This window comes from Rhizobium sp. Root1212, from assembly GCF_001424985.1.
GTDB lineage: Bacteria > Pseudomonadota > Alphaproteobacteria > Rhizobiales > Rhizobiaceae > Pararhizobium.
This window is the reverse complement of the sequence record NZ_LMDA01000022.1, coordinates 333,076-358,487: the sequence shown is the minus strand read 5'-3', so window position 1 is coordinate 358,487 and position 25,412 is coordinate 333,076. Positions and strand designations below refer to the sequence as shown.

General features: G+C 61.7%; 18 protein-coding genes. 10 read left to right on the top strand and 8 right to left on the bottom strand.

From position 1 onward, the window contains the following. The first annotated feature begins 136 nt into the window (after positions 1 to 136). Entirely contained in the window at positions 137 to 796 is a 660-nt protein-coding gene (locus ASC86_RS17785; RefSeq protein WP_056324062.1) for a YggS family pyridoxal phosphate-dependent enzyme, read from the top strand. 100 nt (positions 797 to 896) lie between these two features. Further along, the gene (locus ASC86_RS17780) at positions 897 to 2,801 is read left to right on the top strand and encodes an AMP-binding protein (protein ID WP_056324059.1); all 1,905 of its coding nucleotides are present in this window, start codon (positions 897 to 899) and stop codon (positions 2,799 to 2,801) included. Positions 2,802 to 2,863: 62 nt separating this feature from the next. Here ASC86_RS17780 and ASC86_RS17775 read toward each other — a convergent pair whose 3' ends face one another. Then, a complete protein-coding gene (locus ASC86_RS17775; protein ID WP_056324057.1) occupies positions 2,864 to 3,562 on the bottom strand; it encodes a DUF1013 domain-containing protein in 699 nt (232 codons plus the stop codon). Positions 3,563 to 3,797: 235 nt separating this feature from the next. Here ASC86_RS17775 and acs point away from each other — a divergent pair, with 235 nt between their 5' ends. After that, positions 3,798 to 5,747, top strand: coding sequence for an acetate--CoA ligase (gene acs / locus ASC86_RS17770; RefSeq protein WP_056324055.1), 1,950 nt, complete (start codon positions 3,798 to 3,800; stop codon positions 5,745 to 5,747). Between the two features lie 36 nt (positions 5,748 to 5,783). Here the strand turns inward: acs and ASC86_RS17765 are convergent, their stop codons facing one another. After that, a complete protein-coding gene (locus tag ASC86_RS17765; RefSeq protein ID WP_082510288.1) occupies positions 5,784 to 6,248 on the bottom strand; it encodes a thermonuclease family protein in 465 nt (154 codons plus the stop codon). Positions 6,249 to 6,302: 54 nt separating this feature from the next. Then, the gene (locus ASC86_RS17760; protein WP_056324052.1) at positions 6,303 to 6,503 is read right to left on the bottom strand and encodes a DUF1674 domain-containing protein; all 201 of its coding nucleotides are present in this window, start codon (positions 6,501 to 6,503) and stop codon (positions 6,303 to 6,305) included. A 125-nt stretch (positions 6,504 to 6,628) separates the two neighbouring features. Between ASC86_RS17760 and htpX the strand changes: the two genes are divergently transcribed. From htpX to purH, 4 genes are all read left to right on the top strand, one after another. Further along, complete coding sequence (gene htpX, locus ASC86_RS17755) at positions 6,629 to 7,588, top strand: zinc metalloprotease HtpX (RefSeq protein ID WP_056324050.1); 960 nt, start codon at positions 6,629 to 6,631, stop codon at positions 7,586 to 7,588. A 62-nt stretch (positions 7,589 to 7,650) separates the two neighbouring features. Then, positions 7,651 to 8,979 (top strand): RsmB/NOP family class I SAM-dependent RNA methyltransferase, encoded by a 1,329-nt coding sequence (locus tag ASC86_RS17750; RefSeq protein ID WP_244477643.1) that lies wholly within the window; start codon positions 7,651 to 7,653, stop codon positions 8,977 to 8,979. Between the two features lie 165 nt (positions 8,980 to 9,144). Next, positions 9,145 to 10,854, top strand: a complete 1,710-nt coding sequence (locus tag ASC86_RS17745) for a heparinase II/III family protein (RefSeq protein WP_056324046.1) — start codon at positions 9,145 to 9,147, stop codon at positions 10,852 to 10,854. Between the two features lie 141 nt (positions 10,855 to 10,995). Beyond that, the gene (purH, locus tag ASC86_RS17740; RefSeq protein ID WP_056324043.1) at positions 10,996 to 12,606 is read left to right on the top strand and encodes a bifunctional phosphoribosylaminoimidazolecarboxamide formyltransferase/IMP cyclohydrolase; all 1,611 of its coding nucleotides are present in this window, start codon (positions 10,996 to 10,998) and stop codon (positions 12,604 to 12,606) included. A 49-nt stretch (positions 12,607 to 12,655) separates the two neighbouring features. Here purH and ASC86_RS17735 read toward each other — a convergent pair whose 3' ends face one another. Further along, positions 12,656 to 13,981, bottom strand: a complete 1,326-nt coding sequence (locus ASC86_RS17735; RefSeq protein WP_056324041.1) for an MFS transporter — start codon at positions 13,979 to 13,981, stop codon at positions 12,656 to 12,658. Between the two features lie 172 nt (positions 13,982 to 14,153). Beyond that, positions 14,154 to 18,938 carry an NAD-glutamate dehydrogenase gene (locus tag ASC86_RS17730; protein WP_056324038.1) on the bottom strand — a complete coding sequence of 1,595 codons (4,785 nt, stop codon included), beginning with the start codon at positions 18,936 to 18,938 and terminating at the stop codon, positions 14,154 to 14,156. Positions 18,939 to 19,207: 269 nt separating this feature from the next. On the opposite strand from ASC86_RS17730, the gene pdxY reads away from it, so the two are divergent. Continuing rightward, positions 19,208 to 20,083 carry a pyridoxal kinase PdxY gene (gene pdxY / locus ASC86_RS17725; protein ID WP_056324036.1) on the top strand — a complete coding sequence of 292 codons (876 nt, stop codon included), beginning with the start codon at positions 19,208 to 19,210 and terminating at the stop codon, positions 20,081 to 20,083. Between the two features lie 143 nt (positions 20,084 to 20,226). Here pdxY and ASC86_RS26930 read toward each other — a convergent pair whose 3' ends face one another. After that, positions 20,227 to 20,352, bottom strand: a complete 126-nt coding sequence (locus ASC86_RS26930; protein WP_280136986.1) for a hypothetical protein — start codon at positions 20,350 to 20,352, stop codon at positions 20,227 to 20,229. Between ASC86_RS26930 and ASC86_RS17720 the strand changes: the two genes are divergently transcribed. Beyond that, complete coding sequence (locus ASC86_RS17720) at positions 20,351 to 20,992, top strand: carbonic anhydrase (RefSeq protein WP_056324033.1); 642 nt, start codon at positions 20,351 to 20,353, stop codon at positions 20,990 to 20,992. The two genes, ASC86_RS26930 and ASC86_RS17720, sit on opposite strands and share 2 nt — an antisense overlap. A 60-nt stretch (positions 20,993 to 21,052) precedes the next feature. Here ASC86_RS17720 and ASC86_RS17715 read toward each other — a convergent pair whose 3' ends face one another. Beyond that, positions 21,053 to 21,874 (bottom strand): lytic transglycosylase domain-containing protein, encoded by an 822-nt coding sequence (locus tag ASC86_RS17715; RefSeq protein ID WP_056324335.1) that lies wholly within the window; start codon positions 21,872 to 21,874, stop codon positions 21,053 to 21,055. A gap of 198 nt (positions 21,875 to 22,072) precedes the next feature. After that, positions 22,073 to 23,107 carry an aspartate-semialdehyde dehydrogenase gene (locus ASC86_RS17710; protein ID WP_056324030.1) on the bottom strand — a complete coding sequence of 345 codons (1,035 nt, stop codon included), beginning with the start codon at positions 23,105 to 23,107 and terminating at the stop codon, positions 22,073 to 22,075. Between the two features lie 383 nt (positions 23,108 to 23,490). Here ASC86_RS17710 and ASC86_RS17705 point away from each other — a divergent pair, with 383 nt between their 5' ends. Next, the gene (locus ASC86_RS17705; protein WP_056324026.1) at positions 23,491 to 25,278 is read left to right on the top strand and encodes an alkaline phosphatase; all 1,788 of its coding nucleotides are present in this window, start codon (positions 23,491 to 23,493) and stop codon (positions 25,276 to 25,278) included. Positions 25,279 to 25,412: the final 134 nt, after the last annotated feature.

Below are 25,412 nucleotides of genomic sequence, written 5' to 3'. Positions count from 1 at the left end.
TTTTGAGGTCTTTGAGGCGAAACTTTGGGGCAGCCGGCGCGGCCTTCCCTTGGCAGCGCTCAAGGATTTGTCTATCTGCCTCTGCAGAGCTTCCCGTTTCGGGGAACAGGACGGAAAACCAGGACGGAGACGGGCGATGGACGTGACAGAAAGACTGAACGAGGTCTTGAGCCGGATTCGCACCGCCGAGCGTCAGTCGGCCCGTGCGAAAGGGTCGGCAGCGCTCGTTGCCGTCTCGAAGACCTTCGATGCCGATGCGATCCGTCCGGTCATCGCGGCCGGCCAGCGGGTTTTCGGCGAAAACCGGGTTCAGGAAGCGCAGGGCAAGTGGCCGTCGCTGAAGCAGGAAACTCCTGGTATCGAATTGCATCTGATCGGGCCGTTGCAATCCAACAAGGCGGCCGATGCGGTGGAATTGTTCGATGTCATCGAAACAATCGACCGCGAAAAGATCGCCCGCGCCGTCGCTGAGGAGATGCGCCGGCAGGGGCGCACGCTCCGTCTCTATGTGCAGGTCAATACCGGGCTGGAGCCGCAGAAGGCTGGTATAGCGCCGGATGAAACGGCGGCTTTCGTTTCGCTTTGCCGGAAAACGATCGGTATCGAGGTCGAGGGGCTGATGTGCATTCCGCCGGCGAATGAAAATCCGGGGCCGCATTTTGCCCTGCTGGCCAAGCTGGCCGCGGAATGTGGTCTTGAGCGCATCTCGATGGGAATGTCCGGGGATTTCGAGACGGCTGTCGCCTTCGGTGCGACGAGCGTCCGGGTCGGTTCGGCGATCTTTGGCACTCGCTAAAAAAGCTTAGGCTTTCGTCTGGCTTTTCGCGGTCGGCGCCTTGCCCTACTCTCTTTCCCGAGGAGCCGAGGATTTCGGTGGAAACGGGAGGAAAACGGCGATGGCCTATCACGCCGCCTATGACGCCTGGAACAGGGATGGCGAGGCTTTCTGGGGGCGGGCAGCAGGGGCGATCGACTGGTACCGGAAACCGCAGCGTATTTTCGATGGTGACCTCGGCGTTTACGGCCTCTGGTTTCCCGACGGCGAGACCAACAGTTGTTACAATTGCCTCGACCGCCATGTGGCCGCAGGGCATGGCGACCGCAATGCGTTGATCTATGACAGCCCGGTAACCGGCAAGGTCGAGCACTGGACCTATGCCCGCATGCTGGCCGAGGTGGAAACATTGGCGGCCGTTTACCTCGATTTCGGTCTCTCCAAGGGCGATCGGGTCGTGGTCTATATGCCGATGATTCCGGAGGCTGTCGTGGCCATGCTGGCGGCGGCGCGCATCGGGGCGGTTCATTCCGTGGTGTTCGGCGGCTTTGCGGCGAACGAACTGGCCGTCCGGATCAACGATACGGAAGCGAAACTGGTGGTGTCCGCCAGCTGTGGTATCGAAGCCGGCCGGGCCGTCGCCTACAAGCCGCTGCTTGATACGGCGATTGCCATCAGCGATCATAAGCCGGCACATTGTCTGATCCTGCAGCGCGAGCAATTGGCAGCCAGTCTCGATCAGGGCCGCGATATCGACTTTTCGGCGGCGATGGACAGGGCGCGGCGGGCGGGCGTTTCGGTTCCTTGCGTTCCCGTCGCGGCCACCGATCCGCTCTATATCCTCTACACATCGGGAACGACGGGCCAGCCGAAGGGCGTGGTGCGCGACAACGGCGGCCACATGGTCGCGCTCAAATGGTCCCTGCCGAATATCTTCGGCGTCGGGCCGGGAGAAGTTTTCTGGGCGGCGTCCGACATCGGCTGGGTGGTCGGGCATTCCTATATCGTCTACGCGCCGCTGTTGAACGGCAGCACCACCATTCTCTATGAGGGAAAGCCGGTGGGAACCCCGGATGCGGGCGCCTTCTGGCGGGTGATCGCCGATCACGGCGTTTCCGTGCTGTTCACGGCGCCGACGGCATTGCGCGCCATCCGCAAGGAAGATCCGGAAGCATTGCTGGCGCGGAAATACGATCTCTCAAGCCTGCGGGCTCTGTTCCTGGCTGGCGAGAGAGCTGATCCGGACACCGTGCGCTGGGCGGAAGCCGTGCTCGGTACGCCGGTCGTTGACAATTGGTGGCAGACGGAGACGGGCTGGCCGATTGCGGGCAATCCCCTCGGGCTTGGTCTTTTGCAGGTCAAGCACGGCTCGGCTGCGGTGCCCATGCCCGGCTACAGGGTGAAAATCCTCGATGATGGCGGCCACCCCGTGGAAAGCGGCACACTTGGCAATGTCGTCATCGAACTGCCGTTGCCGCCCGGCTGCCTGCCAAGCTTCTGGAAAGCGGATGATCGCTTTCGGGATGGGTATCTGCGGGAGTTTCCGGGGTACTACCGGACGGCTGATGCCGGTTACATCGATGATGATGGCTATATCTTCATCATGTCGCGCACCGACGATATCATCAATGTCGCCGGCCACCGCCTGTCGACAGGCTCGATGGAGGAGATCTGCGCCAGCCATGCGGATGTGGCAGAATGCGCAGTCATCGGCATCGCCGATCCGATCAAGGGGCAGATTCCGGCCGGCTTGCTGGTGGTAAACGCGAATGTCACCAAACCCCCGGCGGAAATCGAACGGGAAGTAATCGGTCTCGTGCGGGAGCGGTTGGGGCCGGTCGCCTCGTTCAAGACGGCCGTCTGCGTCAAGCGCCTGCCGAAAACCCGCTCCGGCAAAATCCTGCGCGGAACCATCAAGAAGATCGTCGATGGCGAAAGCTGGAAGATGCCGGCGACGATCGACGACCCGGCCGTTCTCGACGAGATCGCCCAAGTCCTGACAGCACGGGGTATCGGGGCGGCGTAAACCGGGCAAAAGAAAACCCAGGCTTTCGGCCTGGGTTTGGGAATGTGCGATAGCCTGATGTCTCAGTAATCGTCGTCTTCGTCGTCCTTGCGGTCGGACTTGAGCGACTTGAGCTTGGCGAACACCGCGTCGGCATCCATTTCCTTCTCTTCCTCGCGCTCGTAGGAGAAGTCGAGCTTTTCGGTTTCCTGCGAAGATTCGAGGGTAGCGCCGAGTTCGGCGGCGGTCGGCAGCGGCCGGCCCTTGGAAGCGCGTTCGACTTCGAGGTCGAGATCGATCTGGGTGCAGAGGCCGAGCGTGACCGGGTCCATGGCGGTCAGGTTGGCCGAGTTCCAGTGGGTGCGCTCGCGGATCTGCTCGATGGTCGACTTGGTGGTGCCGACGAGGCGAGAAATCTGTGCGTCTTTCAGTTCCGGATGGTTACGCACCAGCCAGAGAATGGCGTTCGGACGATCCTGGCGCTTGGAAACGGGTGTGTAGCGCGGGCCCTTGCGCTTGCTTTCGGGAACGCGAACCTTCGGCTCGGAAAGCTTCAGCTTGTGGTTCGGGTTGCCTTCGGCGCGATGGATCTCGTCGCGGGAGAGCTGGCCGGTGGCGATCGGGTCGAGGCCCTTGATGCCCTGAGCGGATTCACCGTCGGCGATCGCCTTCACTTCCAGCGGATGCAGCTTGCAGAATTGCGCGATCTGGTCGAACGACAGAGCAGTATTGTCAACGAGCCAGACGGCCGTTGCCTTGGGCATAAGCAGTTGTTGGGCCATGGATATAATCCTTCTGTCCGTCCGCGCCGGTGTCGCGGGCCGTGGAGTGTAACCACTGATTTCCGGGAATTGAGCGCTTCTATACCTCCGTCGTCGCAGAAATGCAATTCTTCTTCAACAAATGACCTTTTGTCTAATTGCCGCCGTGGTTTGACCTGATATGAATGGCGCCGGAGCCGGGCGCGCACGGGGAGTTGTGCGGCCCAGAAATCGCTTGCGCAGGGAGGAGACATCAATGTCCGCCAAGACGTATCCCGTTCTGAAATCCGCCAAAAACCGGGCACTGATCGACAAGGATACCTATCAGAAATGGTATCGCGAAAGCGTCGAGAACCCGGAGCGTTTCTGGGACAAGCACGGCATGCGGATCGACTGGTTCAAGCCCTATACAAAGGTCAAGAACACGTCCTTCAACGGCAAGGTTTCGATCAAGTGGTTCGAGGACGGCATCACCAACGTCTCCTACAACTGTATCGACCGCCATCTGAAGGCTCACGGCGATCAGGTCGCGATCATCTGGGAAGGCGACAACCCGTATATCGACAAGAAGATCACCTATAACGAGCTCCACGAGCAGGTCTGCCGCCTCGCTAACGTCATGAAGAAGCATGGCGTCAAGAAGGGCGACCGTGTCACCATCTACATGCCGATGGTGCCGGAAGCGGCCTATGCGATGCTCGCCTGCGCCCGCATCGGCGCGATCCATTCGGTGGTGTTCGGTGGCTTCTCCCCGGATGCGTTGGCTGGCCGCATCGTCGATTGCGAATCCACCTTCGTCATCACCTGCGACGAGGGCGTGCGCGGCGGCAAGCCGGTACCGCTCAAGGAAAACACCGATACCGCGATCGACATCGCCGCCAAGAACCACGTGATCGTCAACAAGGTGCTGGTCGTGCGCCGCACCGGCGGCAAGATCGGCTGGGCGCCGGGCCGCGATCTCTGGTATCACCAGGAAATCGCCAGCGTGCCGCGTGATTGTCCGCCGGCGCGCATGAAGGCGGAAGATCCGCTTTTCATCCTCTACACTTCCGGCTCCACCGGCAAGCCGAAGGGCGTGTTGCATACAACGGGCGGCTATCTCGTCTATGCCTCGATGACCCACAAATACGTCTTCGATTATCATGACGGCGATATCTACTGGTGCACGGCCGATGTCGGCTGGGTCACCGGCCACTCCTATATCGTCTATGGCCCGCTCGCCAACCGGGCGACGACCGTGATGTTCGAAGGCGTGCCGAATTTTCCGGACGCCGGCCGGTTCTGGGAAGTGGTCGACAAGCACAAGGTCAATATCTTCTATACGGCGCCGACGGCAATCCGCGCGCTGATGGGTGCGGGTGACGCTTTCGTCAAACGGTCGGACCGGTCGTCGCTGCGCCTTCTCGGTTCGGTCGGCGAGCCTATCAACCCGGAAGCCTGGGAGTGGTATTATAATGTCGTCGGCGAAGGCCGTTCGCCGATCGTCGATACCTGGTGGCAGACGGAAACCGGCGGCATCCTGATCACGCCGCTTCCGGGTGCGACCGACCTGAAGCCGGGCTCGGCGACCCGTCCCTTCTTCGGCGTCAAGCCGGAACTTGTAGACAATGAAGGGGCGGTGCTGGAAGGTCCGGCGGATGGCAACCTTTGCATCGCCGATAGCTGGCCGGGCCAAATGCGCACCATCTATGGCGACCATGCCCGTTTCGCCCAGACCTACTTCTCCACCTACAAGGGCAAGTATTTCACCGGTGATGGCTGCCGCCGCGACGAAGACGGCTATTACTGGATCACCGGCCGCGTCGACGACGTTCTCAACGTCTCCGGGCATCGTCTCGGCACCGCGGAAGTCGAATCCGCCCTCGTCTCGCACCATCTGGTGTCGGAAGCGGCGGTCGTCGGCTATCCGCACAGCCTCAAAGGCCAGGGTATCTATTGCTACGTCTCGCTGATGGCCGGCGAGGAAGGCAACGACACGCTGCGCCAGGACCTGATCAAGCATGTGCGCAAGGAAATCGGCCCGATCGCTACGCCGGACAAGATCCAGTTCTCGCCGGGGCTGCCGAAAACCCGCTCCGGCAAGATCATGCGCCGCATCCTGCGCAAGATCGCCGAGGACGATTTCGGCTCGCTGGGCGACACCTCGACGCTGGCCGATCCGGCCGTGGTCGATGACCTGATCGCCAATCGTCAGAACAAGGCCTGATGCTTCCAGCAAGCCGGCGGGCGACCGCCGGCTTGTCTACTGCCAGAACTCGCAGGATTGCGATGTGCTCCGCCGTTCGGCATAGGTGGCGACATAGCCGGCAGACAGCAATTCCCGAGCCGGATTCCGCCCGTCTTCAAGCGCAACCTCAGCCAGAACCCGTCCGAAATACTTGTCGCCGGAAATGCGCATCAGCCGGATATTGCGGTCGCTGACCATGCGCGCCAGCGCTGCCTTGGCCTTTTCGCCCGCGTCATGAATGGCGCTGCAGTCGGATTTTATTTCCGGCGCATCGATGTCCCGCAGCCGGACATAGACCTCGACGATCTGCTGCGGCCACGGACGCGCCGCGACAAGCAGGGTGTCGCCATCCACCACCCGCAGTACCTCGGCATTGACGGGGCCGGTGATTTCCTCCGCCCAATGTCCGGTGTCGGCCCCGACGGAGATATCCGCAGCGGCGAAGAAGATGAAGAAGGCAAGGGCGAGTCGGGAGCGCATGAAAGGAAAATATTCCAAATCATCGCACCCTTCAACAGGAATTATTTCCTTTAATCAAAAATCGATGGCGCGGCCGTTGATTTCCCAATCTCCGAATCGGGCGGGATCGGCGCCGCCGCGTCCGCCCAGTTCCGCCGGCAACGCTTCCGTCTTCTCCTCCTTACGGCGTTCTTCAGCCTCCTGCAGGGCGCGCTGCGCGGCGGGCGAAAGAGCTTTTGGAACTGCTTGCGGCTGGTTGTCGTTGTCGGCGCTCATAGTCGAATTTCCGATGCAATATTGAAGAGAAGGCGTTGCTATCCCATCATATAGGTGACTTCACTGGAAACGAAACCCGTGATTCACGTGAAACACGACGCAGGATCGATGGACGGAGAACACTCATGAACGTTGTTCGCACGGCAATGCTTCTGGCGGCCATGACCGCGCTTTTCATGGGCGTCGGCTTTCTGATCGGCGGTCGGGGCGGCATGATGATCGCCTTTCTCATGGCAGCCGGTATGAATGTGTTTTCCTACTGGAACTCCGACAAGATGGTCCTGCGCATGTATAATGCCCAGGAGGTCGATGAACGCAGTGCGCCGGAATATTACGGCATCGTGCGCGATCTGGCCGCCAAAGCTGGCCTGCCGATGCCGCGCGTCTATGTCATCGACAACGCGCAGCCCAACGCTTTCGCAACCGGGCGCAATCCCGAAAATGCCGCGGTCGCGGCCTCGACCGGTCTACTCCATGCCCTGAATTACGATGAGGTCGCGGGTGTCATGGCGCATGAACTCGCCCATGTGCAAAACCGCGACACGCTGACCATGACGATCACTGCCACGCTTGCTGGCGCGATCTCGATGCTCGGCAATTTCGCCTTCTTCTTCGGCGGCAATCGCGAGAACAACAATCCGCTCGGGGCCATCGGCACGATCGTCGCCATGATCGTCGCGCCGCTGGCGGCGATGGTGGTGCAGATGGCTATCAGCCGAACGCGTGAATATTCGGCCGACCGACGCGGCGCCGAAATCTGCGGCAAGCCGTTGGCGCTGGCCTCTGCGCTTGCAAAGATCGCCGGTGCCGCTCATCACATCCCCAATGCCGAGGCCGAACATAATCCCGCGACCGCGCCGATGTTCATCATCAATCCGTTGTCAGGGCAGCGTATGGACAACCTGTTTTCCACCCATCCCGATACGGAAAACCGGATTGCGGCCCTGCAGCAGATGGCTCGTGAGATGCAGCCGGTCTCGACGCCGCCGGTCACGCCTGATAAGGCGGTGCGCAAGTCGCGCTCCGTTCCGTCCACCGGTTGGGGACGCGGCGGTTCCGAACCGCCGAAAGGTCCCTGGTCTTGAATTCCGATACTCCGAAAAACGATTCGCCATCGAAACAATCCCGCAAACCCGGCCAAAAGCCAATTAACCATCCCACAAAGCCAGGTCTTCTGGCGCGTCAGGTTGCGGCAAAAATGCTGGCGGCCGTCGTCGATCGCAAGACCTCGCTCGATGGCATGCTCGATGCGGCAAACGGCAATCCGGCTTATCGGGCGCTGAATGAAGCGGATCGTGCCCTGGTGCGGGCGATCCTCAATTCGGCGCTTCGGCAATTGCCGCGTCTTCAGGCTATGATCAATTCGCTGTTGGAAACCCCGCTGCCGGAAGGCGCACGGGCCTTGGAGCATGTGCTGGCGGTTGCTGCCGCGCAGATCCTTTATCTCGACGTTCCCGATCATTCCGCCGTCGATCTCGCGGTCGAGCAGGCACGCACCGATCCGCGCAACAAGCGCTTCGCGAACTTGGTTAATGCGGTGTTAAGGCGCCTTTCCCGCGAGAAGCAGACTTTGCTGGAAACCGTGGGTGCCGCAACTCCGGTCATCCCGGCCTGGTTTCAGGAGCGCCTCGTTGCCGCCTATGGTGCCGAGCATGCCAATCGCATCGCCTTATCCCTGCTGACGCCGGCCGCCATCGATCTCACGGTGAAATCCGATGCCGAAGGCTGGGCGCAAAAGCTCAATGGCCGCGTTCTTCCCACGGGTTCGGTTCGTCTTGCCGGTTTCACCGGCACGGTTCCGGCCCTCGCCGGTTTCGAGGATGGCGAATGGTGGGTGCAGGATGCGGCCGCCTCGCTTCCCGCGCGTCTCTTCGGTTCGCTTGCGGGCAAGCGTGTTGTCGATCTCTGTGCAGCGCCGGGCGGCAAGACGGCGCAACTCATTCTGGCCGGCGGCGAGGTAACGGCGCTCGACCAGTCGAAAAGCCGATTGAAGCGCCTTGAAGGCAACCTTGCGCGGCTCGGCATGAAAGCCGAAACGCTTGAAAGCGATATGGCTGTCTTCACGACGGACGAACTGTTCGATGCCGCCCTTCTCGATGCACCCTGCTCGTCCACCGGCACGATCCGCCGCCATCCCGATGTGCTCTGGACCAAGGGCCCGGACGATGTTGCCAAGCTTGCTGCGCTGCAGGAGCGCCTGTTGCGCCACGCACTGATGCTGGTGAAGCCGGGCGGCATCGTGGTTTTTTCCAATTGTTCGCTCGATCCCAGCGAAGGCGAGGAGATGGTAGAGCGGCTTGTCGGCGAAGGCATGTGCGAGCGCGTTTCCGTCCAAGCCGCGGATTGGCCCGGCCTCGAAGATGCGGTCACGGCAAAAGGCGAATTCCGCACGACACCGGCCATGATCGCGCCGGAGGGGCCGTTTGCGGGTGGTCTCGACGGATTTTACGCCGCTGTGCTGCGCCGCAAGGTGTGATTGCGGTTTTTCGTCAACAGTACATTCCATGCTGTCGATTGACGCCGATGCCTTCCTCGGACAAAGATGACGCAATCCGTAAAGGTTTAGGCAATTTCGGACAAGTTTCGGTTCAAGGCGCGCTTCGTGCCAGATCGTCCTGAAATCGGAGACATGCGGGGCGTAATGCGTTTTTCGGACCGCCAGAGGCTGTTTTATCTGTATCTGCGTGAGGGCTGCCGCCGTTTTTCGCGCAGAATGGCTCTGGGGCGTAATCGCGCCGGCCGTTTCGCCGGTAAAACACCGGAACGGCTGATCGTCGCACCGACCGATCTTCGTGCCATCGATCCCTTTGTTGCCCGCGAAATACTGCAGGGGCGCGTTCCCCTTGCCGGACGGGTGCTGGATACGGAGGGCGAATCGCCGTTCGAACTCGATCTTCCCTCGAAGGAATTTGCCGTGCGGCTCTATTCCTTCGGCTGGGTGCGTCACATGCGCTCGCTGACAGACGACAAGGATTTTGTCGTGCTGCGGAAGCTGATTGGCGACTGGATGGCGACCCATGGCCGTCATATCGGCGGACTTTCCTGGGAACCCGATATCATCGCCCAGCGGGTCATCGCCTGGCTTTCCCACTCTCCCGTCATCCTGCGCAATGCCGAGCATGCTTTCTACCGGCGTTTCCTGAAGAGCCTGGGTTTCCAGCTACGCTACCTGCGCCATGTCGCCGACACCACCAGCGACGGTGAAGCGCGGCTGCGGGTGCGCATCGCCCTTGCAATGGCCTCTATCGCCATGCCGGCTTCGGCCAATGCGATCCGCAAGGCGGCCCGCAATCTCGATCTGGAACTTGATCGGCAGATCCTGCCGGATGGCGGCCATTCCTCGCGCAATCCGCGGGTCGGGCTAGAGCTGCTGCTCGACCTCTTGCCGCTGCGCCAGACCTACGTCAATCTCGGCCATGATGTGCCCGCGCGGCTGATCCCCTGCATCGATCGCATGTATCCGGCGTTGCGCTTCTTCCGCCATCAGGGCGGTGAACTGGCGCTGTTCAATGGCGCGACGTCGACGCTCGCCAACGAGCTGATGTCTGTGCTGCGCTATGACGAGACTTCGGGCGCGCCTTTCCGCGGCCTGCCGCATATCAACTACGAACGGCTCGCCATGGGCGATACGGTTGTGATCATGGATACCGGCCTGCCGCTTTCGCCGGAACTGTCGCTGAATGCCCATGCCGGATGTCTGTCCTTTGAAATGTCGTCCGGCCGGCATCGGTTCATTATCAATGCGGGATCACCGAAATTCGCCGGCGAACGATTTCGCCAGATGGCGCGGGCAACGGCCGCCCACTCGACCGTCACGATCAACGACCGTTCCTCTGCCCGCCTTTCGCAATCGCAATTTCTCGGCCCGATCGTCACCGGCGGCGTGACCAAGGTCGAGGCCCGTCGCGAAACGCAGCCGAACGGCGCTGAGGCCGTCATTGCCCGGCACGATGGCTATGTCCGGGTCTTCGGTATCGTCCACGAAAGGGACCTCAGTCTGAATGTTCAGGGGACGGTGCTGCGCGGCCGTGATCGTCTGATGACGCCGGATGGCGGCGATCCGGCGGGCACGGCGCAGCTGCAGGCCGAGGCCCGCTTCCATTTGCATCCGGCGATCAAGCTGCGCCAGCACAGTGCAAACGAGGTCTACATGACTGCGCCGGACGGCGAGAGCTGGCTGTTTTCCTGCCACGATGCGCCGGTTTCGATCGAAGAAGACATCTTCTTTGCCGATCCCTCCGGCGTGCGCAAATCGCAGCAGCTGCTGATCGGCTTCGATGCACGCGAACTTCCTGAAATCCAGTGGGTCGTTTCCCGCGAAAGTCTGACCAGCTCCTTAGCCGGAGTCTGAATATTGGCGGTGAAATATCCGCAAACCATCGGGTGTCCAAGGTTTCCTCGCGGGGGCAGCTGTGCTAACGGCACCTCAGACCCATGGCCCACGGCCGGACCCGTTTCCCGAAGGCTCCGGCGCCGCACAAGGAACCCGCTGATGGCTGTCGCCTCCAAGAAAATCCCAGCTCCGGATCAGGTTAAGGTCCGCACCGCCCTGCTCTCCGTCTCCGACAAGACGGGGATCGTCGATCTCGCCCGAAAACTGCATGAGAAGGGTATCCGGCTGGTTTCGACCGGCGGCACGCACAAGGCGCTTTCCGAAGCCGGCCTGCCCGTCAGTGACGTTTCGGAACTTACCGGTTTCCCGGAAGTGATGGACGGCCGCGTCAAGACGCTGCATCCCGGTGTGCATGGCGGGCTGCTCGCCATCCGCGACGATGAAGAGCATGTTGCCGCCATGAGCGCGCATGGCATCACCGGCATCGATCTCGCCATCATCAACCTCTATCCCTTCGAGGAAGTCCGCGCCAAGGGTGAGGATTATCCGACGACGGTCGAGAATATCGATATCGGCGGCCCGGCGATGATCCGTGCGTCGGCCAAGAACCACGCCTATGTCACTGTTATCACCGATCCGGCCGATTACGACGCCCTGGTGGAAGAGCTTGGCTCGGGCGCGACTTCCTTTGCCTTCCGCCAGAAAATGGCGGCCAAGGCCTATGCCCGCACCGCCGCCTACGACACGGCGATCTCCAGCTGGTTTGCCGAAGTGCTCGATACGCCGATGCCGCGCCATCGCACCATCGGCGGTGTGCTGAAGGAAGAGATGCGCTACGGCGAAAACCCGCACCAGAAGGCCGCCTTCTACGTCACCGGCGAAAACCGTCCGGGTGTGGCGACGGCGAAGCTGCTGCAGGGCAAGCAGCTCTCCTACAACAACATCAACGACACCGACGCGGCTTTCGAACTGGTGGCGGAATTCCCGGCCGAACAAGGGCCGGCTTGCGCGATCATCAAGCATGCCAACCCCTGCGGCGTCGCCACCGGCAAGACACTGGTCGAAGCTTATTCCCGCGCCTTGGCCTGCGATTCCACCTCGGCCTTTGGCGGCATCATCGCGCTGAACCAGGTGCTGGATGCGGCGACGGCCGAAGAGATCGTCAAGCTCTTCACCGAAGTCATCATCGCACCCGAAGTGAGCGAGGAAGCCAAGGCGATCATCGCGCGCAAGGCCAATCTGCGCCTGCTGGTGACCGGCGGCCTGCCGGACCCGCGCGTGCCGGGCCTCACCGCGAAGACGGTGGCCGGCGGCCTGCTGGTCCAGACCCGTGATAACGGCATGGTCGAGGATCTGGACTTGAAGGTCGTCACCAGGCGCGCGCCGACGGCGCAGGAACTGATCGACATGAAGTTCGCCTTCAAGGTCGCCAAGCACGTGAAGTCGAACGCCGTGGTCTATGCCAAGGATGGCCAGACGGTCGGCATCGGCGCCGGCCAGATGAGCCGCGTCGATTCTGTCCGCATCGCTGCGATCAAGGCCGAGGAAGCTGCCAAGGCGCTGGGCCTGCCCCAGCCGCTGACGATCGGCTCGGCGGTGGCTTCGGAAGCCTTCCTGCCGTTTGCCGATGGTCTTCTTTCGGCGGTTGCCGCCGGGGCGACCGCGGTCATCCAGCCGGGCGGCTCGATGCGCGATGATGAGGTGATTGCGGCGGCCAATGACGCCGGCATCGCCATGGTCTTCACTGGCATGCGCCACTTCCGCCACTAGGTTTTTCGCTTGTTCGAAACCCGCCGTGCGATCTCGCCCGGCGGGTTTTTCATGCCCGCTTGCTGGCGGGGTAAGGCGTGCGCAGGATCAGCAGCAGTCCGAGCCCGAGGAAGGCGACAAGCGCCATCATGCCGATCCGCGCTGAACCCGTGGCAAGCGTGATGGTGGCGACGGAGGCAGGCGCCAGGAACGATGTCGCGCGGCCGGACAGGGCATAGAGGCCGAAATAGCGGCCCGCTTCATCCGGGCTGACGCTGCGGGCGAGATAGGAACGGGACGACGCCTGTACCGGCCCGAAGGCGATGCCGACCAGCAAACCAAAGACGATATAGGCCTTTTCAGCCGCGGTGCCGAAGAGGCCGCCGCTGTCGGCGGTCGAAAGCGGCAGCAGACCGAACAGCGTGTAGCCGGGTCCTGTCGAAACGATGCCGAGCGTTGCCGTCACAAGACAGGCGAGGCTGAAGACAACGATGGTCTTCGAGCCGAGCTTCCGGTCGAGCCGGCTGGCATAGAGGCAGCCGCCGATCGCGACGACATTAAGGATGATCCCGTAAACCCCAAGCTCCACCGTCCGCCAGCCAAACATACCGGCGGCAAAGGTGCCACCGAGCGCCAGCAGCCCGTTGACACCGTCCTGATAGATCATACGGGCGATGAGAAAGCGCAGCATGCCATCCCGCTGTCTGAGTTCCGCAAGCGCATGGCCGAGTTCGCGAAAACCGGCGCGCACGGCAGTCCTCGCGGAAATGCTGACGCGCTTTGCATCGGGCGTGAATAGAAACATCGGCAGGATGAAGACGAGATACCACAGGGCGGAGATCGGGCCGGTGATGCGGGCATCTTCGCCGGCTACGGGATCGAGCCCGAACAGCGGGCTTAAGCCGATCACCGTCTTGCCGGTTTCCGGGCTTGCAGCCAGAAGCGCCACAACGGCGATCAGCACGATCATGCCGCCGAGATAGCCGATCCCCCAGGCGAGATTGGAAATACGGCCGATCTCCGGCTCATCGACCAGTTTCGGCAGCATGGAATCGTTGAAGACGATGGAGAATTCGGCCGCAATGGTGGCGAGAACGATGCAGAGGAACGGCACGACGAGGGGCGAACCGGGTGCCGCGAACCAGAGCGCGGATAGCGCGGCGATCTTGATCACGGCGAAAAAGGCGATCCAGGGTTTTCGCGCGCCGGTCGCATCGGCGACCGAGCCGAGGATCGGCGAGAGGATGGCAATGACGACGCCGGAGACCGTCAGCGTATAGCCCCACATCGCCTGCCCGTAATCGGCGTCGTTCGTGAGTCGGGAAACGAAATAGGGGCCGAATATGAAGGTGGTGATGACGGTGAAAAAGGGCTGGGCCGCCCAGTCGAACAGCATCCAGCCCCAAAGACCCGCACGGGTGACTTCCTGCCGTCTCGTACCGTCAATCGCCTTGATGTCGTGCAAGTCCCGCTCCCTGCCCGGAGGCATTGCAGCCGCGGCGCCCTATGGGCCGCGGCTTACGGCGGCAAGATTCCGTTGCCGGATTCATGCCGCCGCGCGGACTGTTTCACTTCGAAGGCGTCTGTGCAAGATCGCTCAGGAGACCGGCTGCGACCGTGATCTTGGCCAGCGTCGTTTCGCCGGTTTCGGTCAGCTGCGTCAGCTGTTCGCTGATGCGGCCGATGCGGTCGCGGTCGCCCTCCTGCCAGGCCTGGATCGGGTTGCGCTCGGATTTCTTGTCGGCCAGTGCCGCAATGGTGATCTGGCGGCGGGCAGCGGCGATGTCACCGATGCTGCGTGACAGAGCCATGGCCTCGTACTGATCGGTAGCCGAAACCTTTTCGGCAGCAGCGAGCAGACGGGAGACCCTGAGATGCTGGGTCACGCCGAAGTAGCTTTGAGCTGTGCGGCCCAGCGTCACGCCGGTTTCGGCGGAAATCTGGATGATTTCCGGGACAACCGTCATCAGTTCAAGTCCGGCGACCTCTTCCGCAAGCGCGGCAGGCACGCCCCGGTCCACGAAGTAAGCCGCTCTCGCCTGCAGTTGCTGGGCAGCATCTGCGGGAAGCGAGCCGTGCAGGCTCGGCTTGAGCTTGACCAGCGCATGGCGCACGCCCTCGACGGCTTCGGTCAATCCGCCGGCGGCCGCCTTGGTGCGTAGCGCCCGCTCGGTGACGACGGCAAAGACCCGGCTCACATCCTGATAGAGTTCGTTCTGGACCTGCCCGTCGATGACGGTGTCGAGTGCGTCGATATCGGCCTGGATGCGCGACAGGCCGCAGCCGTCGCGGGCCAGGACGGCCGCTTTGACGACCTCCGACGGCAGTGCACCCGTCAGGTCCATCATGGTGCTGACGAAGGCCGGGCCGCCGCGGTTGATGACGTCGTTCGCCAGCACCGTCGCGATGATTTCCCGGCGCAGACGATGGCTTTCGATATCGCCGGCATGGGCCTTGTGCATCTTGGCCGGGAAATAATCCATCAGCGTTTCGCGGAAATATGGATCGTCCGGTAGATCGCCCTCAACGAGATCGTCAAACAGCACGATCTTGGCATAGGAGAGCAGAACGCCGATTTCGGCGCGGCTCAGCGCCTTTCCGGACTGGTAGCGCTCGCTCATCGCCTGATCCGAAGGCAGGAATTCCACCTTGCGGTTCAGCCGTCCCGCGGTTTCCAGCCGGGTCATCAGCCGGGCCAGCGGCGCGCGGTTGGCGGCGCCGAGCCTTTCCGTAAGGGAAATGGCCAGCGATTGCTCGTAGTTGTTGCGCAGCACCAGATGCGCCACCTGATCCGTCATCGATGCGAGCAGGGTGTTGCGCTTCGGCCGCGGCAGGCGGCCGTCGTTCATCGCCGAAGCAAGCGCGATCTTGATGTTGACCTCGAAGTCCGAAGAGTTGACGCCCGCCGAATTGTCGATCGCATCGGAGTTGCAGCGCCCGCCCTTGAGGCCGAAAGCGATGCGGCCGCGCTGGGTAACGCCGAGATTGGCGCCTTCGCCGATCACCTTGGCGCCGACGTCTTCGGCCGAGATGCGGATCGGGTCGTTGGCGCGGTCGCCCACCTCGGCATCGGTCTCGCCGGGGCCGCGGATATAGGTGCCGATGCCGCCGAACCACAGGAGATCGACCGGGTTCCTGAGGATCGCCGTCATGATCTCGAACGGCGTCGCCTGCAGCTTGTCGAGATGGATCGCGGCGGCCGCTTCGGGCGTCAGCGTTACGGATTTGACGGAGCGCGGAATGATCATCGCGCCCGGCGACAGCGTTGCGCGGTCATAGTCCTGCCAACTGGAACGCGGCAGAGCGAACATGCGCTTGCGTTCGGCATAGGAGCGATCGATATCCGGATTCGGATCGATGAAGATATCGCGGTGATCGAAAGCGGCGATCAGACGGATTTTCTCCGACAGCAGCATACCGTTGCCGAAAACGTCGCCGGACATGTCGCCGACGCCGACGACGTCGAAGGGCGTCGTCTGGATATCGACGTTCATCTCGCGGAAGTGGCGCTTGACGGTTTCCCAGGCACCGCGGGCGGTGATGCCCATCTTCTTGTGATCGTAGCCGGCGGAACCGCCTGAGGCAAAGGCGTCGTCGAGCCAGAAGCCGGCTTCCTGGGCCAGTCCGTTGGCGGTGTCGGAGAAGGTCGCCGTACCCTTGTCGGCAGCGACGACGAAATAGGGGTCGTCACCATCCAGCCGCAGCGTGTCGGCCGGCGGTACGATGTCCTGGCCGACGATATTGTCGGTGATAGACAGCAGCGTGCGGATATAGGTCTTGTAGGCGTTGGTGCCGGCCTGGAAGATTTCGTCGCGGGTGCCGCCGGCCGGGAGCTGCTTCGGATAGAAGCCGCCCTTGGCGCCGACGGGAACGATGACCGCGTTCTTGACCTGCTGCGCCTTGACGAGGCCCAGCACTTCCGTCCGGTAATCCTGTGCGCGGTCGGACCAGCGCAGGCCGCCGCGGGCGACCTTGCCGAAGCGCAGGTGCACGCCCTCGACCTCGGTGCCGTAGACGAAGATTTCACGGAAGGGACGGGGTTCCGGCAGGCCGTCGAGGATCTTCGGATCGAGCTTGAAGGCGAGCATGGCGCGCGGCTTGCCGGCCGCATCGCGCTGGAAGTAGTTGGTGCGCAGCGTGGCGTGGATCGCGTTGACGTAGCGGCGCAGGATCTGGTCTTCGTCGAGGCTCGGAACGGCCGCCAGCGCCGTTTCGATCGCCGCCTCCAGCGTTTTCACGCGCTTCTGGCGCGGCTTGTCTTCCAGCGCAGGGTCGAGATGGGCGACGAAAAGCTTGAAGATATCGCTGGCGATCGGCGCGTATTTGTTGAGCGTCTCGGCGATATAGCCCTGCGAATAGGTGATGCCGGTCTGGCGCAGGTAGCGGGCATAGGCGCGCAGCACCGTCACTTCGCGGGCCGTCAGCCCGGTCAACAGGATCAGGCGATTGAAGGTATCGTCCTCGATCAAGCCGTTCCAGGCGGCAAGATAGGCTTCTTCCAGCAGCGGCCCCATCTTTTCGAGATGGAGCGTCTGGCCGTCGCGGTGCACCAGTTCCATGTCATGCAAAACGACCAGACGGCTGCCGGCGGCGTCGGTCACGTTGATATCGTAGGTCCGCTCGCTGACGACGCGGAAGCCGAGGTTTTCAAGCAGTGGAACGCGCTGCGACAGCGACACCGGCTCGGCGGCGTGGAAAATCTTGAGTTCCAGCGACTGCGCGCCATTACCCGGCTTCTGATAGAAGGCGATCCGGATCGGATCATCCTTCCGGCAGGCGGAAATATCGGCGAGATCGGCGTAGGCTTCACTCGGGGTGAAGGCTTCCTGATAGGCCTGCCCAGTCTCGATCGTGACGCCTTCCTCGCGCGCCAGCAGATTGAAGCGGTCGATCCAGCGGGTGACGATATCACGCACGGCCGCTTCGAGCTTGGCCTGGGGGACGCGCGGCGTCTTGCCGGCCGAACGGCCGATGATGAAGTGGACGCGCGCCAGCCCGCCTTCCGGGAAAGCCGGATAATAGGCCGAGACGCGACCGTCATAGACGGTCTTCAGATAAGTGCCGATCTTTTCGCGCACGTCGGAATCATATTGCTCGCGCGGCACGTAGACGATGACCGAAACGAAGCGGTCGAAATGATCGATGCGCGGCAGAACGCGCACGCGGGGGCGGTCGCCAAGTTCGTTGATCTGCTCGCAGAAGGCCGCCAGCTGGCTGACATCGATCTGGAACAGATCGTCGCGCGGATAGGATTCCAGCGTGTTCATCAGCATTTTGCCGGAATGGCTCTGCGGATCGTAGCCGAACTGATCGACGATCTTCTCGACCTTGAAGCGCAGCAGCGGAATATCGGCTGCCTGCCTCGTATAGGCCGTGGAAGTGAAGAGGCCGACGATGCGCAGTTCGCCCACCACCTTGCCTTCGGCGTCGAAACGCTTGACACCGACATAATCCATATAGGCGCGCCGATGGATGACCGATTTCACATTGGCCTTGGTGACGATCAGGTAATCCGGGCCCTGCAGGAAGGCGAGGATTTCCGGCGTCGTCACGACCGCGTCGTGGCCCTGTCGCAGCACACGCACGTCGGGATTGGAGAGAATGCCGAGGCCATGGCCGCTGCCGCGCTCGACGGTCGCCGTCTCGCCCTCGCCGGTATAGGAATATTCGCGCATGCCGAGGAAGGTGAAATTGTTGGCGCGCAACCAGTGCAGGAAGGCGAGCGCCTCGTCACGGTCGCGCTTGCGGCGGCTGGCATTCTGGCCCTGTAGTTCCTGTACCACCTCGTCGAGCAGCTTCTTCATCGCCTGCCAGTCGCCGACGGCCTGATGCACCTGCGACAGCACCTCTTCGAGGCGGGCTTGCAGGCTTTCGGCTTCGCGCTCCGAAAGCGCGGAAAGGTGAATCTGGATATGGCTGACGCGCAGGGACGGATCGCTTGGCTCTTCCGGGTCGAACAGCTTGGCCGGCGCGCCGTTTTCAATGACGAGAATAGGGTGCACCGCCATATGAATGTCGCGGTGGGTGCTGGTGACCTCACCCATGACGGAATCGTAGAGGAACGGCATATTGCGGTCGGTGACCGAGAGGATCGACACCGGAGTCTCGCCCGGCGAAACGCCTTCGACCGTGGCGATGGTGATGCGCGGCTTGTCCTTTAGCCGGTTATCGATCTCGTGCTGTGCATGACGCGCCGAAAGCGCCAGCATTTCCGGCGTATAAGCCGCCAGGTCGTCCTGGCTTGCCCGGCCGAACAGGATATCCGGCGAAAGGACATTGCCGTCGAGGGATTTGGCGACGTTTTGCGCCTCCTCGATTTGCCTTTCGCGTTTCGGATTGTTTGCGGCGCCCATGATCGTCTCTCCCCATGCATCATGAATTGGGCCGAACCTAGCAGAACGGCCAATCTTTGCGATTGTTTTTATAGGGAATGAGGCATTTTGAAGCGATTTCGACGGAAAATTCACAAAATCGGGCCAAGAATGTAGGGAAATTGCGCGATTTTCATGTGAAATTGCCTAAAAAATGCGAAAAAGTCAGACTTTTGATGTAAAATTGCCTCGCGGTTGACAGGCACCTGCGCCGCGGGCGATCAGAATCATCAGAGAAACTGGAACAGTTCATGTCCGAAACCCCAGCCGGCGCCGTCATTGTCATTTCAAGCCATGTGGTGCGGGGATCGGTGGGAAACCGTGCGGCCGTCTTCGCATTGGAAACGCTCGGTTATCCGGTCTGGGCGTTGCCCACGGTCATTCTCCCCTGGCATCCCGGCCACGGCCCGGCCACGCGGATCACGATACCGGAAGCGGAATTCGACGCCGTCATCGACGATCTCATCCGGGCTCCGTGGATCGGTGAGGTCAAGGCCGTCCTGTCGGGCTATCTGGGCGGGCCTGGCCAAGCGGCAGCGGTGGCGCGGCTGGTTCAAGCTCTCCGGGAAAAGAAACCCGATCTCTTCTATGCCTGCGACCCGGTAATCGGCGATGTCTCCGGGCTTTATGTACCGGAGGCCACCGCGATCGCGATCCGCGATCATCTTTTGCCCCTGGCAAGTCTGGCGACCCCCAACCGGTTCGAGCTTTCGTGGCTCTGCGGTGCCGATCTCGACAGCAATGCCGCCATTCTCGAAGCCGCCCTGTCGCTCGGTCCGCCGCGCATGCTGGTCACCTCGGCCATCCCGATGATCTCCGGCAGCACCGGCAATCTTTATCTTTCCGGCAATCACGCCCTGCTTGCAGAGCACCGGTTGATCGACAACACGCCGAACGGCACGGGCGATCTCCTGAGTGCGCTTTTCCTTGCCCGCCTTCTGGAGGGGTTGAACGAGGAGCGCGCCCTGCAACTGGCAACGGCGGGTGTTTTCGAAGTCATTGCCCGCTCGCGCAAGCGCGGCGCCGACGAATTGACGCTGGAACAGGATGCTTCCAGCCTTTCAACGCCGATGGCGATGGTGCAGATGCGCCGCCTGCTGCATCCTTCACAGAAAAAGAACCGTTGAGACGTCGGGACTTAGCCGGAGTCTGACCACCCATACCGCCTGGCTGCGCCAGAGCGCACTTGCGCCCCAGGACGATCAACGGTTAAACGGATTGGTCGGTCATGGCTGGCAACGGTTCTTCTGCATTCGTCCCGCGGGCGAGATCAAGCTGAAGTTTCAAACCGAGGAAGTGCGCCGCAGCATCTTTGCGCCACACGATCGGGGCCGGTGCCTGTCTGGCGGCCATGAATTTTTGGGCTCTCGACGATCAGTGAGGTATCAACTGCCATGAACCGTTTCCCGGAACGTCTGCTGAACGGCTACAACAATTTCATGAGTGGCCGTTATTCGGAACAGCAGCAGCGATACAAGGCGCTGGCCGAGACCGGTCAGCATCCCAAGACGCTGATCATCGCCTGTTGCGACAGCCGTGCCGGCCCGGAAACGATTTTTGACGCGGGGCCGGGCGAACTGTTCGTCGTGCGCAACGTCGCCAATCTGGTGCCGCCCTACGAACCGGACGGGCAATATCACTCAACGTCCGCGGCGCTCGAATTTGCCGTCCAGGCGCTAAAGGTTTCGGATATCGTCGTCATGGGCCACGGCCGCTGCGGCGGCATCAAGGCGGCGCTCGATCCGAATGCCGAGCCGCTGTCCCCCGGCGATTTCATCGGCCGGTGGATGAACCTCCTGAAGCCGGCGGCTGAACAGATCCAGTCCAACGACATCATGACCGTCAGCGAGCGCCAGCGGGCGTTGGAGCGAATCTCGATCCGCAATTCGCTTGCCAATCTCAGGACTTTCCCTTGCGTGAAAATCCTTGAGCAGAAGGGCAAGATCAATCTTCACGGCGCCTGGTTCGATATTTCGACCGGCGAACTCTGGGTCATGGATGCGGCCACCGGCGATTTCCGCCGTCCCGGCATGTGACATGAAAAACGCCCGCTTCGGCTACCGAAGCGGGCGTTTTCTTCGTCAGGAGCCGCCTTTTCAGTGGCCGTCGATCTCTGCGCCGATGATGGCGATCGCCTGCTGGTAGACGCTTGCGGCGTTCCAGCCCTGAATGGCCGAAAAGTTCGATTCACCCGGCTGATAACCGCCGCCGGCCCGCCAGCCGTGGCCGCGCAGGAAGTTTGCGGTGGAGGCGAGCGCATCGGCCTTGGAGCGCACCATGTCGATATGGCCGTTGCCATCACCGTCGACGCCGAATTTCAGCACGTTTGCCGGCAGGAACTGGGTCTGGCCGATTTCGCCGTGGGCAGCGCCGCGGGCATCCGGGCTGAGGTCGCCGCGCTGCACGAGGTTGAGGGCGGCATAAAGCTGGTTGGTGAAGTAATCCGAGCGGCGGCAGTCATAGGCGAGCGTGCTGACCGCCGAAAGCGTATGCTCCTTGCCCATGAAGCCGCCGAAGCCGGTTTCCATGCCCCAGATGGCGATGATCGGGCCGGCGGGAACGCCGAAGCGGCTTTCGATCGAGGCGAAGAGGCCGGCATTCTGCGCCTTCATCTTCTTGCCGCGGGAAATGATCGTCTGGCCGCCACGCTTCTGCATGAACTGGTCGAGCGAGAGCTTGAAGCTCTTCTGGCCGCGGTCGGCGCGGATGGTCGCCTTGTTGTAATTGACATTGGCGAAGGCGCGGTCCAGCACGGAGCCGCTGATGCCGTTTCCGGCTGCCTGCGCCTTGAAATCCTCAACCCAGGCGTCGAACCCGGCGGCATTGTTGCCGCACTGGGCAGCGGATGCCGCTACCGGCATGAAGACGGTAGCGGCCAGTGCCGCCAAACCCGCCAGAGTGCACTTCGTCTTGTGCATGTAAAACCCCGTGATGGCCAAATTCAAACGATTCGCCGCAAGATGTCAGTCTTTGCGGTTTCTGTCACGCCCGCTCGGATGCAAACGTTTCACGTGAATCCGATCGTTCGTTGCTGCGAATACTCTTACGGAAAAACCCCGTCGTTCCTTCTACGGAACAGACGGGGCTTTTATTGCCGTAACCTTCACATTTTATGATCAGGCGGCCTGCTTCTTCGCCTTGATCAGTCCGCGATTGACGAGCAGCTCGGCAATCTGGATGGCATTGAGAGCGGCACCCTTGCGCAGGTTGTCGGAAACGACCCAGAGGTTCAGGCCGTTTTCGACGGTTGCGTCTTCGCGAATGCGCGAGATGTAGGTCGCGTCTTCGCCGGCGCTTTCATAAGGCGTGATGTAGCCGCCGTTTTCGCGCTTGTCGATGACGAGGCAACCCGGCGCTTCGCGCAGAATGTCGCGGGCCTGATCGGCGGTGATCTCGTTTTCGAACTCGATGTTGACCGATTCCGAATGGCCGATGAAGACGGGAACGCGAACCGCGGTGCAGGTCACCTTGATCTTCGGGTCGAGCATCTTCTTGGTTTCGGCCAGCACCTTCCACTCTTCCTTCGTGTAGCCGTCTTCCATGAACACGTCGATGTGCGGGATGACGTTGAAGGCGATGCGCTTGGTGAACTTCTTCGATTCGATCGGATCGGCGACGAAGACGGCACGGGTCTGGTTGAAAAGCTCGTCCATGCCTTCCTTGCCGGCGCCGGAAACCGACTGGTAGGTGGAAACGACGACGCGCTTGATCTTGGCGAAGTCGTGCAGCGGCTTCAGCGCGACGACGAGCTGGGCAGTCGAGCAGTTCGGGTTGGCGATGATGTTCTTCTTGGTAAAACCGGTGATGGCATCCGGGTTCACTTCCGGAACGATCAGCGGCACCTCGGCGTCGTAACGCCAGGAGGAGGAGTTGTCGATGACGACGCAGCCCTGCGCGCCGATCTTCGGCGACCACTTCAGCGAAACGGCGCCGCCGGCGGACATCAGGCAGATATCGGTATCGGAGAAGTCGTAGTTTTCGAGGTTCTTCACCTTCAGCGTCTTGTCGCCGAAGGAAACTTCGGTGCCCTGCGAGCGGGCAGAGGCGAGCGCCACCACCTCATCGGCGGGGAAGCCGCGCTCGGAGAGGATGTTCAGCATTTCCCGGCCGACATTGCCGGTCGCGCCTGCGATTGCTACCTTGAAACCCATTGTATTGCTCTCTTTCTCTTCTCTCCGCGGGGGCTTTGGGAGAAACCCGCCGGCCAAGGACGCGGGCTTCGGTTCCCCGGCCGTGCCGGGGAGAGAGCGGTGGGCCAGAGACGTCAGACGGTTTTCGTCGTCGTTTTGGCCGCAGTTTTGGAATACGACAGGAAGAAGGCGTCCTCGCCGGCGTTGTCTGCCGGGGGGATATGCGCAGCGATGGAATATCCAGAGCGAAGCATGGGCGCGGTTTCCTTGTATGCCGTTGCTCATAGTAAATTCCACGGGAGAGTCAAGGCTTCACGCGGTCGAAACTTCAGACGGCTGTCACGCGACTGTTATGCGTCCGGCCTATTCCGGGCCGTCATTCGATGTCAGCGAAAGGGAATCTCATGCGTACGATCCTTACGGTCCAGATCCTTACGGCCCAGATTCTTACGGCATTGGCCGCAACGACCATTCTCGCCGGTGCGGCCCATGCAACGACCGTCTACCCTCTCGACCGCGCCACGATCCTTGCGGGCTCGCCCTTCGATTTCAAGGTCGAGTTCGACAGCGTCGTCAAGCCGGAGGACGTGAAGATCACGATCAACGGCCGGGATTACAAGACCTTGCTCGGCAAGGAGGCAGATTTCATTGCCGAAGAGAAGGACAAGGCGGACAAGGTGCTTGGTTCGGCCGTTCTGCTGCGCGGCATCGCGATCCCGGCGCAAGGCGCCTATAAGGTCGAAGTCTCCGCCGGCGCGGAACGCAAGATCGTTACCTGGGATGTCTACGCCACCGAGGCGACACCCAAAGCCAAAAACATCATCTTCCTGCTCGGCGATGGCCTTTCGGTCGCGCACCGCACCGCCGCCCGCATCATGTCGAAGGGCATGACGGAGGGTAAGGCGAACGGCCGCCTCAACATGGACGATCTCGATCACATGGCCTTCGTCGGCACGTCTTCGACAGAAGCGGTCGCCACCGACAGCGCCAACACCATGTCAGCCTATATGACCGGCCACAAGACGGCGGTGAACGCGCTCGGCGTTTATGCCGACCGCACCGCCGACAGCTTCGACGATCCGAAGGTCGAGACCATTGCCGAGGCTCTGCGCCGCCAGACCAGAAAATCGATCGGCATCGTCACCACCTCCGAACTGCAGGACGCGACGCCGGCCGCCGTCGTCTCGCATACCCGCAAGCGCGCCGACAAGCCGGAAATCACCGGCATGCTCCTCGACGTCAAGCCGGATGTCGTTCTGGGCGGCGGCCTCGCCTATTTCCTTCCCAAGGATGCCAACGGCTCGAAGCGCAAGGACGACAAGGACTATGTCAAGCTATTTACGGAAGCCGGCTATACACTCGCGACCAACGGGACCGAGCTTGAAGCCGCCGACGGCACGAACCGCGGCAAGATCCTTGGCCTGTTCCACACCGGCAACATGGATGCAATGCTCGACCGGGGATTCCTGAAGAAGGGTACCGTCGGCAAGTTCCCGGATCAGCCGGGCCTCGTCGAGATGACGAAGACGGCGCTGGATCAGCTTTCGAAGAACCCGGACGGTTTCTTCCTGATGGTCGAAGGCGCCAATATCGACAAGATGTCCCACCCGCTCGACTGGGATCGCGCCGTCGTCGAGACCATCGAGTTCGACAAGGCGATCGGTATTGCCCGTGAGTTCGCTGCGAAAAACCCCGGTACCCTGATCGTCGCCACGGCCGATCACACCCACGGCGTTTCGATCATCGGCACCGTCGATGACGATAAGCCGGGTAGCAAGATGCGCGAAAAGGTCGGTACCTATGCCGAAGCCGGATTCCCGAACTACACCGACGACAACGGCGACGGCTATCCCGACAGGGTCGATGTGACGCGCCGACTGTTCCTGAGCGCCAATAACGGTCCGGATCACTACGAAACCTTCCGTCCGAAGCTCGATGGTCCGTTCGTTCCTGCGGTCGCGACCGAAAGCAAGACCTATGTCGCCAACGACGCCTACAAGACTGTTCCCGGTGCGGTCTTCGTCGAGGGCAACATTCCGGCCGAAGGCGATTCAGGCGTCCATTCCGTCGACGATGTCGTGCTGCAGGCCGCCGGCCCCGGCTCCGAAAACTTCAAGGGTTACATGGAAGAGAGCGATATCTACCGCGTGCTGGCAGACGCATTCGCGCTCGGTGTCAAACAGGCCGATTGAGAAGGGACCGTCCGGCGGCATTTGCTGTCGGACGGTTTTGCCTGCGATGTGAACCACATCCACACCGTCCTTCATGTTATACTAAAGTCATAAGTCCAAAGCATCGCTGTTCGGATCGGCCATTTCTGCCATCC